Origin of the sequence: Paucibacter sp. DJ2R-2 (genome assembly GCF_025717675.1) — a bacterium.
Classification (GTDB): domain Bacteria; phylum Pseudomonadota; class Gammaproteobacteria; order Burkholderiales; family Burkholderiaceae_C; genus Paucibacter_A.
In genome coordinates this window covers 58,270-71,096 of the sequence record NZ_JAJIRT010000014.1, presented here as the reverse complement: position 1 = coordinate 71,096, position 12,827 = coordinate 58,270, and the positions used below count along the sequence as shown (strand labels likewise).

Here is a 12,827-nt window from a genome sequence, read left to right as displayed (position 1 = left end):
TCACGCCAAGCTCTCTGCCTCCTGGGCTGCTCTTTCAATCAAGGTCGCTCAGTCGGCCTGGCTGTCAGCGCCTCGCCATTCACGAGCCAACAGCCCGTACTGCAAAAGATCGTGGTGGCGTCCGCCCCAGAACGCGACTTCGCGCTGGCGGCCCTCCTGGGCAAAACCCAGGCGCTGCAGCAGGGCGACCGAGGCCACGTTGTCCTCGTGGACCTGTGCCTCCACCCGGTGAAGTTGCATGCCCTCGCCGAAACCCCAGTCGAGTGCCGCCGTCAGCGCTTCGCGCATCAGGCCCCGGCCCGCCACCTCGGGCGCCACCTCGTAGCCCAAGCTGCACTTCTTCCAGCCACGGTTCCAAGCGAACAAGCCGCAGCTGCCGATCAGGCCGGGCTGGTCTTTCAATTGCAGACCCCAACGCACACCGGGGTTGGGCAACTGCCGCCAACTGGCGAAGGTGGCAATCAGCCGCTTGGCCTCGCTCAAATCCGTCAGCGGGTCGTTGCCAAACCAGGCCATGTGGCGCGCATCGCTGTGAATGCGGAACAGGTCCTCGGCGTCGGCCTCAGTGATCTCGCGGAGGAGGAGGCGTGGGGTTTGGAGGAGGGGGAAGTCGGGCATGTCGTCTTCAGCAGATGGGGTCAGTCAGAGCCGGGCGGCGTGCGAAACGGCAAGCTGGGCAGTCAGAGGCCGAATGGCACCCCGGGCAAAACGGCCTGGGACTTCGAATTTAGGGGCTGACCCTCTCGCCCGAAGTCGAGAAGTAAATGACGACCTACGCGAAGGATAGGTGAACTGCGAAGTAAATCTTATTGCAGCCTCATGCGCAATATAGCGTCAATCTTATTAAGCGCAATCTTGGGGTAGGGGTGATCTTTTTCAACCCAACTCCAATATTTCAGTCGACCAATAATTCTGTCTGCGAACAGCAAGTCGTCGACCTTGTCTCGGTGATGAATGTTACTCTTGCCTTCAGTGGTGAATGCATCTTGCCCCCCGTCAATAATGGAATGCAAATTCTTGATGAAGATGTGGGACTGCATCCTAATTCGCCGGCGCATCTCCTTCGGTAGGCGTACTTCTCCATTAATCAGCAATAGCCCAGTGACATGACGCGGTTCTGCCTTGCTATCGTAGTGCTTGGTTTTTTGATGATTTAGCCTAAATCCAAAAGACTCAGCCAATTCGTCAACTGCTGAAGCGATGTGTGATACATCTTTGCCTGAAAACACCAAGTCATCGGCATAGCGTGTATAAGCCAAACCCCGTTCCGAGCAAAGTGTCGATGTGGCCACATCAAATTCACCTAGAACTATATTGCTTAGGAGCGGGCTAGTAGCGGCACCTTGAGGTAGGCGGCCATTTACGGTCATCAATGCTGCAAGAGTTCTTGATACTGCCCCCGTGTATCCTAGGTCGTTAAATACCCGAAAGATCTGATGTGTTGATATTGACGGAAAGAAGTCCTTGAAATCAAGCTTCACTAGTTGTTCGGCTTCGACGTGAGGTCGAACATGCGTCAATATCGATTTACCCTTGGCGTAAGCAGAAACACATTCTTCGACCGTGGGGTATCCAGTAGTGAGCACATGTTTAAGGACCCATCTCTGAGCGATATCAAGTATCGGTGTCGGAGCTAAAATCCGTCTGCTTCCACCGCTCTTTTTGGGAATCGAAAACTCCCGGTAAAAGAGATGTGTTGCAAAGGAGATCGCATGCAGCTTGGCGCCGTCCATGCCTAGCATGGAGGCCAAGTGCGAAAAGCTCAATATGGCAGGAAGCCCCTTGCCTGAGAAGCTCTCGATGTAGCCGGTATAGCGCCCAATAACTTTTGGGGCCTTGTATCTCTCCGCAACAGCAGCAAGGAGCGCCGCGTTGCTGGAGCGATTGAAATCAAGAGTTGTTGTGAGCGCTTCGCCTGCCACTATTAACCAATATCAAAATATAACAAAATATTTACCAGCAGCTAAAGAATTTAGCTGCTCGCCACAGAGTGGCGACTAGTAGGACTCATGTACTCGTGAGTCCTACTAGTGGACCATATTCCGCCATCAAAGAAAGAGGGCGAATACACCCACGCTAGCAGGCGAAGCGGGCAAATCATATTGATCGCCGAGTCACGAGTCAAGGTCCTTCGGCAATCGAAAACTGTCCGGCAGCACAGACAGCCTCGGTGCGAGACCGTTGTCACGAGTGTAGGAGTCCCGCTGTTCCAAGCGTTGGTATCGCACTACGACGCGTGGCCAAAAGATCCCTTTCCGCTCTCGAATCGCCCACTTGCGCCCGGCGACCGTTAGTGCAATTCCGTCTTCGCTTTCGGTTGCATACCCTTTCGCGCGCAAGGCAGAAAACGAATGAGCAATCGCAGTCAGCGGCATCTTCAAGTGCCGCATCAGAAAACCTAGTGATGTTGGTTTCGTGGCACTAAAAAGAAAATAAATTAAACGTCGATGCGCAACCATTCGCACCGACTCTTCATATTCTTCGAGCCAGTCATCGTCGGGCAAATAGGGGCGCTCTTGGTTTCTTGTCTGCATACTCATCAACCCAAAGAATAGGAAAGTTATTGTTGGGTATATTGAATCCTTCTAAATAAAAAGCAGCTTCACTTTGCATGTAGCCGAAACTGTACTTTCCTGGGTGATTAAATATCTTGCCCTCAAGGGATCCCATCCCCGCGGCGAGGGAAGCCTTCTTCGGGTCGACGGTTTTGTCGGAAATGCATCTATCAAAATAGTGATGAACGAGGAGGTCACCATTCACGAGCCCGTCTACTTTCGCAGCGCCTTTGGACATTGCTGCAAAACAGCAGACATAGATGTTGTAGCTGCGTGTCTTTGGATTCGCCTTCAAAGCGGCGACCTTATTGGTGATCTTTTCACCGGTGCCAATGAAATCGTCAACAATCACTAAATGCTCTCGGCCGTGGGATTGGCGAAAAGCAGAATCAAAGGGGGTCCAGAAGGCATTGTGCGCCCCCCATTCCCTTGGAAGGGCCAATTCGATGGCCCTGAGGTACGCTCCAGAACCGCATGTTTTTGAACGCTCTGCCACACCAACAACGAGCGTGTCTCTAGGCTCCAGGCACCAGCCGGACAAGATTTGTGCAGCAGCTTCGTCCGCTGCGGCAACTAGGTCAGCCGAGGTGTGATAGCTCAGATTCTTAAGGACGTGTTGTACGGCCTCCAGCTCGTCATCGGAGGCCGCATCCGTGAGGAGCGTGGTTAAGCCATGCTCGAATCGCTGCTTTCGTAGCCAGGGTGCTTCCAGAATGGTGTTGAACATCGCTCGTAATCTGAACTCTTCAGGCTTTTTATCCACCTTATCCCCTGGCTTTATGCTGCTATTCGGCCAGTTCAATGGAACGACTGACCTGACGGCGTACCGCAACAGTATCCAAGAAAACTCACAAATGGCCGAGGATCACCCATTAGCCACCCACGTCAAGTAGCAAACATGCGCCCCTGCACCGCAAGAGTGCACTGTTCTCCTCGCTCAAGACTTAGATCCCCGCTCGCCGAACTCACCGCGCACTTGGCTCTCAACGCATGGTTGTGCCGCAGCGCACCAGTCATCCATCAGAATCAAGGCTGCCCGTGTTGCCACGGGCGCGCCTGGCGGAGTCCGCCGTTCCAGAAAACTATCTGCGCCTCACCGCAGGCCCAAAGCCCGAGGGGCAAGCCCTAGTTTTCAAAGCCTCGCTCCTTACTCGGCCTTCCATTGAAGGTGACCGAGCACGGGCGTCTCGGACAAAAGCGTTCCGCCCCGCTTCGGCAACAATGCCACCTTGACGCCCCCGCCCGCCCCAGCCGACGCCATTGCCCTCCCATGACGCTCCCCCGCCCCCCTCATCTCCGTTTCTCCCTCAGCCTCCCGACCGCCGCCCTCGCCCTGCTCCTCAGCGCCTGCGCGACGACGATACCCAGCACCCCAACGGAACCCGCCGGCCCCAAGATCGACCGGACGTATACCTCCGTGGCGCAAGACAGCCGGGCGCTGTTCATCGTCTTGCATTACACGGCGCTGGATTGGGAGAAATCGCTGAAGGTGCTGGCCACGGGCGGGCAGGTGAGCGCGCATTACCTGGTGCGGGACGAGCCGGCGGCGATTTACCAGTTGGTGGATGAAAACCGGCGGGCCTGGCATGCGGGGGCGAGCTTCTGGGCGGGGCACAGCAATCTGAACTCGGCGTCCATCGGCATCGAGATCGTCAACCCCGGCTACAAGGACACGGAGCTGGGCCGCGTCTACCCGCCCTACCCGCAGGCGCAGGTGGACGAGATCATTGCCCTGGTGCGCGACATCGCCAAGCGCCACAACATCCGGCCCGAGCGCATCATCGGCCACTCGGACATCGCACCCGGCCGCAAGCAGGACCCGGGCCCGAGCTTCCCCTGGAAGCAGCTGGCCGATGCCGGGCTGATCCCCTGGCCCGACGCGGTGCAGGTGGCGACCAAGATTCCGCTCTACGCTGCCCTGCCGCCAGACGCGGCCTGGTTCCAGGACAAGCTGACCCGCGTGGGCTACAGCACCTCGCGCAGCGGCATCGAGGACGAGCTGACCAAGGCGACGATTGCCACCTTCCAGAGCAAGTACCGCCCGCGCGACTGGAGCGGCGCGATGGACGCCGAAACCGCCGCCCTGCTCGATGTGGCCACCAGCCCGGGCGGTATGCTGCTGGCCAAGTCCATGGCGGCGCCAGCGAACGAGCCGACCAAGCCGCTGAGCTCGCGCTTCTGACCAAGTTAGGGCTTACAGAACCGGGCTGGGTGCAAAAGCCATTCCGAGCGAGACGATGACGCGACGCATGACTATTCGAATCCCAACCTTCACATCGTTCCGAGCGGCCATTTGGCCCCTGGGAGCAGCTACTTGATGTCTACGTACTTTCTTGTAGCCGCAGGCGTCCTCATTGCCCCTGCGGTTCCATTGCTTCTGTACATCCTCGCGACGGAGACCCATTGGAACTTTCACAAGGTCTGGGATTCCGCCATGAAAGGACACACGCCCTCGCGCTGGTATCTAGGTCTGGTGTGCTCGGCCTTCGCTCTTGCGGTGGTATCGCTCATGTTCGCCATTGGCGAGCAGCGCGAAGAAAAGGCTGCCACCACAAGTTCGCAAGTGACAGCCGCCCCTGGCGACGCCAGGCTGCCGCTTTCGACTCATATTCAACCTTCAAGCACATAGACTCAGAGGCCTTCAAGAAGATGCTGTTCTCTGCTTTGCCTTCCTCCGTATCTTTGTAGTCGCATTCCAACTCAACAAGACTTGGCAAACGCCCACCGTCGCAAGGCGCTCGGCATTCGCCAAGCCCTAGCGGCCCCACCCCCGACCTCCCCCTCGTGCTGACCTTTCTGCTCAAGCGACTCGCCACCCTGCTGCCCACGCTGCTGGGCATCACCCTGGTGGCCTTTGGCCTGATCCGGCTGGTGCCGGGCGACCCCATCGAGATCATGATGGGCGAGCGCCGCCTGGACGCGGCCACCCATGCGGAGCTGATGGCGCGCATGGGCCTGGACCAGCCCCTGCATGTGCAGTACGGCCAGTACCTGGCGCAGCTGGCGCGCGGTGACCTGGGCCAGAGCCTGGTCAGCCGCGAGCCGGTGGCCAAGGAGTTCGCCGCTCTCTTCCCCGCCACGGTGGAGCTGGCCCTGGCGGCCCTGCTGCTGGCCGTGAGCCTGGGCCTGCTGCTGGGTGTGACGGCCGGGCTCAAGCGCGGCTCGCTGCTGGACCAGGGCGTGATGGGCGTGGCCACGGTGGGCTACTCCATGCCGGTGTTCTGGTGGGGGCTGATCTTGATCATGTTCTTCTCGGTGCAGCTGGGCTGGACGCCGGTGTCGGGCCGCATCGGCATCGAGTACGACGTGCCGGTGCGCAGCGGCTTTTTGCTGATCGACAGCTGGCTCTCGGGCGAGGAGGGCGCCTTCCGCTCGGCCTGCCTGCACCTGCTGCTGCCGGCCACCGTGCTGGGCACCAGCACCATGGCGGTGGTGGCGCGCATGACGCGCTCCAGCATGCTGGAGGTGCTGCGCGAGGACTACATCCGCGCCGCCCGCGCCAAGGGCCTGAGCCCGGCGCGCGTGGTGCTGCGCCATGGCCTGCGCAATGCGCTGATCCCGGTGCTGACGGTGATCGGCATGCAGACCGGCAGCCTGCTGGCCGGCGCGGTGCTGACCGAAACCATCTTCTCCTGGCCCGGCATCGGCAAATGGCTGATCGACTCCATCGCCCGGCGCGACTACCCGGTGGTGCAGGCCGGCATCCTGATCTCGGCCCTGACCTTCATCGGCGTGAACCTGCTGGTCGATGTCTTGTACGGCGTGGTCAATCCGCGCATCCGCAATGAACGGTGACGACATGACGACCCCCTCGACACCGACACCGCTGCCCCCAAGCGCACAGGAAGAAGAGCAGCTGCTTTCGCAACAGCCGCCCGGCCCGCTGCGCGAGTTCTGGCAAGGCTTTGCCGCCAACCGCGGCGCCCTGGCGGCGCTGGCCGTGTTCGCGCTGATCGCCCTGGCCGCTTTGTTCGCGCCCTGGGTGGCGCCGCACAGCCCGATCGAGCAGTACCGCGAGCACATGCTGCAGCCGCCGGTCTGGGCCGAGGGCGGCAGCGCACGCTTCCTGCTCGGCACCGACGAGCTGGGCCGCGACATGCTCTCGCGCCTGCTGCATGGCGGGCGGGTGTCGCTGGGCATCGGCCTGGCCTCGGTGCTGCTGTCCTTGCTGCCGGGCGTGCTGCTGGGCCTGCTGGCGGCGTTTCACCAGCAATGGCTGTCGCCGGCCATCATGCGGGTGATGGACATCATGCTGGCCTTGCCGGGCCTGCTGCTGGCCATCTGCGTGATCACGGTGCTGGGCCCGGGCCTGGTGAACACGGTGATCGCCATCGCCATCGGCGCCCTGCCCGGCTACACGCGGCTGACACGCGCCGCCGCCCTGGCCGAGATCCACAAAGACTACGTCACCGCCAGCCGCGTGGCCGGCGCCGGCCCCTTGCGCCTGATGTTCAGCGCCGTGCTGCCCAACTGCATGGCGCCGCTGATCGTCAACGCGACGCTGAGTTTCTCCTCCGCCATCCTGGAAACCGCCGGCCTGGGCTTTCTGGGCCTGGGCGTGCAGGCGCCCACGCCCGAGTGGGGCACCATGCTCAGCGCCGCGCGCGACTATATGCAGCGCGCGCCCTGGGTGGTGACGCTGCCGGGCCTGACGATTCTGTTCAGCGTGCTGAGCATCAACCTGATCGGCGACGGCCTGCGCGACGCGCTCGATCCCAAACTGAAACGGACGCGCTGAGCCATGGCTGAGGACGCAAGCGTGCTGCCCCCCCTGCTGCGCATCGAGAACCTGCGGGTCGAGTTCGGCCGCTTCCCGGCGGTGGACGGCCTGGACCTGAGCCTGGCGCCGGGCGAGCTGCTGGGCATCGTCGGTGAATCGGGCTCGGGCAAATCGGTGGCCATGCTGGCCTTGATGGGCCTGGTGGACGCGCCCGGCCGCGTCAGCGCCGACCGGCTGGAGTTCCAGGGTCAGGACTTGCTGCGCTTGAACGCGCGGGAACGCCGCCGCCTGATCGGCCGCGACATCGCCATGGTGTTCCAGGACGCGCTCTCCAGCCTGGACCCGAGCTACACCGTGGGCGCGCAGATCGCCGAGGTGCTGCAGACGCACCTGGGCCTGCGCGGCGCGGCCGCAAGGCAGCGGGTGGTGGAGCTGCTGGAGCTGGTGGAGATCCCCGATGCGGCGCGCCGCGCCGAGGCCTACCCGCACCAGCTCTCGGGCGGCATGAACCAGCGCGTGATGATCGCCATGGCGATCGCCTGCGGCCCCAAGCTCCTGATCGCCGACGAGCCCACCACAGCGCTCGACGTGACCATCCAGGCCCAGATCATGGAGCTGCTGCTGCGCCTGCAACGCGAGCAGGGCATGGGCTTGCTGATGATCACCCACGACCTGGCCGTGGTGGCCGAGATGGCGCAGCGCGTGGCCGTGATGTACGCCGGCCAGGTGGTCGAGACCGGCCCGCTGCCGGCCCTGTTCGACGCGCCGCGCCACCCCTACACCGCCGCCCTGCTGGCCGCCATCCCCGAGCACAACCGCGGCGCCCGCCGACTGGCCGCCCTGCCCGGCATCGTGCCCGGCGCGCTGGACCGCCCGGCCGGCTGCCTGCTGGGCCCGCGCTGCGCGCAGGTGCAGGGGCGCTGCCGGAGTGAGCGCCCGGCTCTCAGCACCGATGGCGTCCGCTGCTTCTTCCCGCTGCCGCCTGCGGCCCGATTGGAGGCGCAGCATGAGCAATGAACACGTGAGCCAGCCGGTGCTGCTGCAAGCCGAGAACCTGAGCCGCCACTACCGCGTCAGCCAGGGCCTGTTCCAGCCCAAGGCCACGGTGCGTGCGCTCGATGGCGTCAGCTTCAGCCTTCGCCCGCGCCAAACCTTGGCTGTGGTGGGCGAATCGGGCTGCGGCAAATCGACCCTGGCGCGCCAGCTGACCCTGATCGAGCCACCCAGCGCCGGCCGCCTGCTGCTGGGCGGCGAGGCCACGGCCGACGCCGACGGTGCGCGCCTGAAGGCGCTGCGCCAGCAGGTGCAGATGGTGTTCCAGAACCCCTTCAGCTCGCTCAACCCGCGCAAGAGCATTGCCGCCACGCTGGACGAGCCGCTTTTGATCAACACCGCGCTCAGCAAAGCCGAGCGGCGCGAGCGCATCGAAGCCTTGATCACCCAGGTGGGCCTGCGCCCCGAGCATCTGGCGCGTTACCCGCATATGTTCAGCGGCGGCCAGCGCCAGCGCATTGCCATTGCCCGGGCGATGATTCTGCAGCCGCGCATCGTCGTGGCGGACGAGCCGGTGTCGGCCCTGGATGTGTCCATCCAGGCGCAGATCCTCAACCTCTTCATGGACCTGCAGGAGCAATCCGGCACCAGCTATGTCTTCATCTCCCACAACCTCAGCGTGGTCGAGCATGTGGCCGACGAGGTGATGGTGATGTACCTGGGTCGCGCGGTGGAGCTGGGCGAGAAGCGCCGCATCTTTGCCCAGCCCCTGCACCCCTACACCCGCGCACTGATGAGTGCCACGCCGGCCCTGCACGCGGCCGACCGGCGCGAGCGCGTGCTGCTCAAGGGCGAGCTGCCCAGCCCGCTGAACCCGCCCAGCGGCTGCGCCTTCCACAAGCGCTGCCCGATGGCGGTGGCGCGTTGTGCGCAAGAGGCTCCGGTGCTGCGTGAGGTGGACGGGCGGCAGGTGGCCTGCCACCAGGTCTGAAGCGCGGCAAGCCCGGCCGAGAACCCTAGGCTCGGCTTTCACCGACAATTTGCCTTTGTTGCGCAGCCAACTATTTGCGCATCCCACACCCAAGCCTCACTCAAGCCATGCTGACCGACCTGATCGCCGCCTCCGCCGAAGACGCGACCGTGATTCCCCACACCCCGGGCCACGCCAACATCTGGCCCACGCTGGAGGTCTCGGGCGTCGAGCCCACGCAATGGGCCAGCCTGCGCCTGATCCTCAAGCAGCAAGCCCTGCCCGGTGCCATGGACGCCGCCCCGGCGGCGCTGAGCCACGCCATGCAAGATTTTGAGCGCGTGGGCCCGGCCGGCGAGCAAGGCGACCCCTGGCTGGTGGCCCTGCCCGAGGAGCTGGGCACCCTGCTGGCCCAGCTCTCGGAAGACCAGTTCCCCGCCCTGGCCCGCGCCTGGCTGACGGCCGAAGCCGAGCGCCGCCCGCATTGGGAAGCCGAGGCGCTGGAGTTTCTGGTGGCGGACTTGGCTGCGTTCTCCGCGACCGCAGTCGCACAAGGCCACCGCCTCTTCCTCTGGATCTGCCCTTAAAAGCTTGAGCGTTTTCGTAGCGAGCGGCTGTCAGGCTAGGCGGACGGAGCACAGGAACCGGAACGTACTTCCTGTACGTGAGGATTCCGAGCACCGGACCAACGACGCATGACAGTCGCGCAGTAGAAAGCGCTCAAGCTCAAGCCCTTGTTTGTTGGACGGAGCGATGACGATGAGCCACTTTGCTTTTCTCAGCCAGAACGCCTTCATGGGCTTGTCGCCCTCCCAACAAGGTAGCAGCGACACGCCCTTCGGCCTCGCCGGCATCGCCTGGGACGGCTGCGTCACCAACCGGCCGGGCGCGCGCTTCGGGCCCTCGGCCATCCGCCAAGCCAGCCAGATGCTGTGCGACGGCATCCACCCGCTGTTCGACACCACGCCCGAGGGCCAGCTCCACGACCACGGCGATCTGGCCCTGCCCAACACCAGCCTGGAGGCCATGCGCGCGGCCATGGTGCCGCTGATCGCCCCGCTGATCGCGCGCCAGCACATGGTCTGGCTGGGCGGCGACCACAGCATCACCCTTCCTTTGCTGCGCGCCTACCGGGCGCAGCAGGGCCAGCCGCTGGCGGTGATCCATTTCGATGCGCATTGCGACACCTGGGTCGACCATTTCGGCGAGCCCAGCGGCCACGGCACCTGGGTCTATGAGGCGATTCAGGAAGGCCTGGTGCGGCCCGAGTGCTTTGTGCAGTTCGGCATCCGCTCGGCCGGCCAGCGCGAGGCGCGCGAGTATGTGGCCGACCAGGGCGGCCTGATCTACAACGCCCGCGCCTTGCGCGGCCTGGACAGCCCCGCCCAGCTGGCGCCGCTGCTGCAGCAGGTGCGCGAGCGCATGGCCGCCCACGGCCACCCGCCCGTCTACCTGAGCCTGGACATCGACTGCCTGGACCCCGCCTTCGCACCCGGCACCGGCACACCCGAGCCCGGCGGCATGAGCAGCAACCAGGTCTTCAGCATCCTCGAAGAGCTGGTGCCCCAACTCAACTTCGTCGGCATGGACTGCGTGGAAGTTTCTCCGCCTTACGACCACGCCGAATTGACCAGTTATGCGGCCGCCCAGTTTGTCTGGACCTATCTGTGCGCGCGGCTGGCGCGCTCAATGCCTTGATGCACTGAGGCCATGCTGCTGAACAACTTCACACCCGAAGCGCGCGTGGCGCTGGCGGGCTTCCGGCTTGAAAAGCTGGCGCCCGAGCATGCCGAAGCCGATTTCGCCGCCGTGCGCGGCAGCGCCGAGCGCATCCGCCATGTCTTCGGCCCCGACAATGGCTGGCCTTCCGCCGCGCTGAGCTTCGCGGAGAACCTGGCCGATCTGCAGCGCCATGCCGCCGAGTTCGAAGAACGGCGCGCTTTCAACTACGCCCTGTTCTCAGCCGAGGGCCAGGACTATCTGGGCTGTCTCTACCTGAAGCCCATCAAGTCGCGGCTGGAACATGACGCACGGCGTGAGCGCTTCCGGGCCCAGCTGTTCTTCTGGCTCAGCGAGGCGGGGCTGAAGGTCTTGAGCGAGGACCAGGTGCTGAGCACGCTGCAGGCCTGGCTGGCGCGCGACTGGCCTTGGCCGGCCGGCGCGGTCGCTTGCCCGGGCCGGGCGCAGAGCTGGCCGGACTGGGCCGCCCTGGCCGAAGCGAAGCGCTGAAGCCGCCGCCGGCGCACAAGTGCGCAGCATTGCTGGTTTTCCGGGAACACCGGCCATCTGTACCGAATCCCCCTGCCCCAGCTCATGCAAAATGGTTCGCCACTCGCATGGCCACCAGCCATCGCGCCACTCCCACGCCACCAAGGAAGCGCTGCATGAAGGTCTCTCAAATCACCCTGCGTGAGCACGACGATATGAGCGCCGCCTTGGCGGCCTGGCAGCCGGAGCCCCCCGATCTGCTGCTGGCCTTCAGCGCCATCCCCTTGTTGCAGCGCCTGGCCGAACCGCTGGCGGCCCGTTTTCCCCAGGCCCTGCGCATCGGCTGCTCCACGGCCGGCGAGATTTCCAAAGACGGCGTCAGCGACCAGAGCTGCGTGCTGACCGCCCTGCATTTCGAGGCCCGAGAGGGCAGCGCGCCCAGCCGCGCCATCGAGGCCAGCACCCAGCTGCTGGGCATGGCCGACTCGCAAGCCGCCGGCCGCCGCCTGGCCGAGCAACTGCCGCGGGCCGGCCTGCGCGCGGTGCTGCTGCTGGGCCAGGGCGTGGCGGTCAATGGCAGCGCCCTGATCGCCGGCATGGTCGAAGTGCTGGGCCCGGACCTGCCCATCACCGGCGGCCTGGCCGGCGACGCCGCGGCCTTCAGCGAGACCTGGGTGCTCAACAGCGCCGGTGTGCGCAATGACCAGCTGGTCTGCGTCGGCCTCTATGGCGAGGCGCTGCTGTTTTCGCACGGATCCTTCGGCGGCTGGTCGCCCTTCGGCCCGGCGCGGCGCGTCACGCGCTGCGAGGGCAATGTGCTGTTCGAGCTGGACGGCGAACCGGCCCTGGCGGTCTACAAGCGCTACCTGGGCGACTACGCCAAGGACCTGCCGGCCTCCGGCCTGCTGTTTCCCTTCGCCATGCTGGGCAGCGACCACAGCGAGGTCGGTCTGATCCGCACCATCCTGGGCATCGACGAGGCCGTGGGCAGCCTGACCCTGGCCGGTGACATCGACCCCGAGGGCTACCTCAAGCTCATGCACGCCAGCACCGATGCTCTGGTGGACGGCGCCGAGGCGGCCGCTCAAGCCGCGGCCGAAGCCGCCGCCGTGGCCCAGGCCGGCGGCCAGGGCCTGGCCTTGCTGGTCAGCTGCGTCGGCCGCAAGTTGGTGATGGGTGAGCGGGTGGAGGAAGAGATCGAGGCCGTGGCCGACGTCTTCGGCCAATCGGCCGTGCTGACGGGTTTCTATTCCAACGGCGAGATCAGCCCCTTCACCGGCAACTTGGAGTGCAAGCTGCACAACCAGACCATGACCATCACCTACCTCGGCGAGCGGCCCTGAGGCCGGCGCCGCCCCTTCTGGATCGATCGACTCTCGGC

General features: G+C 64.2%; 14 protein-coding genes. 10 read left to right on the top strand and 4 right to left on the bottom strand.

The window, feature by feature from the left end:
* Positions 1-48 precede the first annotated feature (48 nt).
* The 4 genes from LNV28_RS23295 to LNV28_RS23280 form a co-directional block, all read right to left on the bottom strand.
* Positions 49-618 carry a GNAT family N-acetyltransferase gene (locus LNV28_RS23295; protein WP_263518069.1) on the bottom strand — a complete coding sequence of 190 codons (570 nt, stop codon included), beginning with the start codon at positions 616-618 and terminating at the stop codon, positions 49-51.
* Positions 619-806: 188 nt separating this feature from the next.
* Positions 807-1,922 carry a reverse transcriptase family protein gene (locus tag LNV28_RS23290; RefSeq protein WP_263518070.1) on the bottom strand — a complete coding sequence of 372 codons (1,116 nt, stop codon included), beginning with the start codon at positions 1,920-1,922 and terminating at the stop codon, positions 807-809.
* A 192-nt stretch (positions 1,923-2,114) separates the two neighbouring features.
* Entirely contained in the window at positions 2,115-2,504 is a 390-nt protein-coding gene (locus tag LNV28_RS23285) for a hypothetical protein (RefSeq protein ID WP_263518071.1), read from the bottom strand.
* On the bottom strand, positions 2,491-3,282 hold the full coding sequence (locus LNV28_RS23280) for a phosphoribosyltransferase-like protein (RefSeq protein WP_263518072.1): 792 nt from the start codon (positions 3,280-3,282) through the stop codon (positions 2,491-2,493). The genes LNV28_RS23285 and LNV28_RS23280 overlap by 14 nt, the downstream gene beginning before the upstream one ends.
* Positions 3,283-3,825: 543 nt before the next feature.
* Between LNV28_RS23280 and LNV28_RS23275 the strand changes: the two genes are divergently transcribed.
* The 10 genes from LNV28_RS23275 to LNV28_RS23230 all read left to right on the top strand — a co-directional run bounded on the left by LNV28_RS23275 (position 3,826) and on the right by LNV28_RS23230 (position 12,789).
* On the top strand, positions 3,826-4,737 hold the full coding sequence (locus LNV28_RS23275; protein WP_263518073.1) for an N-acetylmuramoyl-L-alanine amidase: 912 nt from the start codon (positions 3,826-3,828) through the stop codon (positions 4,735-4,737).
* A gap of 135 nt (positions 4,738-4,872) precedes the next feature.
* Positions 4,873-5,184, top strand: coding sequence for a hypothetical protein (locus LNV28_RS23270; RefSeq protein ID WP_263518074.1), 312 nt, complete (start codon positions 4,873-4,875; stop codon positions 5,182-5,184).
* A 155-nt stretch (positions 5,185-5,339) separates the two neighbouring features.
* The gene (locus LNV28_RS23265; RefSeq protein ID WP_263518075.1) at positions 5,340-6,350 is read left to right on the top strand and encodes an ABC transporter permease; all 1,011 of its coding nucleotides are present in this window, start codon (positions 5,340-5,342) and stop codon (positions 6,348-6,350) included.
* Positions 6,351-6,354: 4 nt separating this feature from the next.
* Complete coding sequence (locus LNV28_RS23260) at positions 6,355-7,293, top strand: ABC transporter permease subunit (RefSeq protein WP_263518076.1); 939 nt, start codon at positions 6,355-6,357, stop codon at positions 7,291-7,293.
* A 3-nt stretch (positions 7,294-7,296) separates the two neighbouring features.
* Positions 7,297-8,292: an ABC transporter ATP-binding protein gene (locus LNV28_RS23255; RefSeq protein WP_263518077.1), complete on the top strand. Its 996-nt coding sequence runs from the start codon at positions 7,297-7,299 to the stop codon at positions 8,290-8,292.
* Positions 8,282-9,259 (top strand): peptide ABC transporter ATP-binding protein, encoded by a 978-nt coding sequence (locus tag LNV28_RS23250; RefSeq protein WP_263518078.1) that lies wholly within the window; start codon positions 8,282-8,284, stop codon positions 9,257-9,259. The genes LNV28_RS23255 and LNV28_RS23250 overlap by 11 nt, the downstream gene beginning before the upstream one ends.
* A 107-nt stretch (positions 9,260-9,366) precedes the next feature.
* Positions 9,367-9,825 (top strand): hypothetical protein, encoded by a 459-nt coding sequence (locus LNV28_RS23245; RefSeq protein ID WP_263518079.1) that lies wholly within the window; start codon positions 9,367-9,369, stop codon positions 9,823-9,825.
* 166 nt (positions 9,826-9,991) lie between these two features.
* Positions 9,992-10,936 (top strand): agmatinase, encoded by a 945-nt coding sequence (speB, locus tag LNV28_RS23240; RefSeq protein ID WP_411970016.1) that lies wholly within the window; start codon positions 9,992-9,994, stop codon positions 10,934-10,936.
* Positions 10,937-10,948: 12 nt separating this feature from the next.
* On the top strand, positions 10,949-11,467 hold the full coding sequence (locus tag LNV28_RS23235; protein WP_263518081.1) for a hypothetical protein: 519 nt from the start codon (positions 10,949-10,951) through the stop codon (positions 11,465-11,467).
* A 155-nt stretch (positions 11,468-11,622) separates the two neighbouring features.
* Entirely contained in the window at positions 11,623-12,789 is a 1,167-nt protein-coding gene (locus tag LNV28_RS23230) for an FIST signal transduction protein (protein ID WP_263518082.1), read from the top strand.
* Positions 12,790-12,827: the final 38 nt, after the last annotated feature.

Excerpts from the sequence above, each read along its gene's own strand:
- LNV28_RS23295 (WP_263518069.1), bottom strand. The coding sequence starts at position 618 with ATGCCCGACTTCCCCCTCCTCCAAACCCCACGCCTCCTCCTCCGCGAG.
- LNV28_RS23280 (WP_263518072.1), bottom strand. The coding sequence starts at position 3,282 with ATGTTCAACACCATTCTGGAAGCACCCTGGCTACGAAAGCAGCGATTC.
- LNV28_RS23275 (WP_263518073.1), top strand. The coding sequence starts at position 3,826 with ATGACGCTCCCCCGCCCCCCTCATCTCCGTTTCTCCCTCAGCCTCCCG.
- LNV28_RS23270 (WP_263518074.1), top strand. The coding sequence starts at position 4,873 with ATGTCTACGTACTTTCTTGTAGCCGCAGGCGTCCTCATTGCCCCTGCG.
- LNV28_RS23260 (WP_263518076.1), top strand. The coding sequence starts at position 6,355 with ATGACGACCCCCTCGACACCGACACCGCTGCCCCCAAGCGCACAGGAA.
- LNV28_RS23255 (WP_263518077.1), top strand. The coding sequence starts at position 7,297 with ATGGCTGAGGACGCAAGCGTGCTGCCCCCCCTGCTGCGCATCGAGAAC.
- LNV28_RS23250 (WP_263518078.1), top strand. The coding sequence starts at position 8,282 with ATGAGCAATGAACACGTGAGCCAGCCGGTGCTGCTGCAAGCCGAGAAC.
- LNV28_RS23245 (WP_263518079.1), top strand. The coding sequence starts at position 9,367 with ATGCTGACCGACCTGATCGCCGCCTCCGCCGAAGACGCGACCGTGATT.
- speB (WP_411970016.1), top strand. The coding sequence starts at position 9,992 with ATGACGATGAGCCACTTTGCTTTTCTCAGCCAGAACGCCTTCATGGGC.
- LNV28_RS23235 (WP_263518081.1), top strand. The coding sequence starts at position 10,949 with ATGCTGCTGAACAACTTCACACCCGAAGCGCGCGTGGCGCTGGCGGGC.
- LNV28_RS23230 (WP_263518082.1), top strand. The coding sequence starts at position 11,623 with ATGAAGGTCTCTCAAATCACCCTGCGTGAGCACGACGATATGAGCGCC.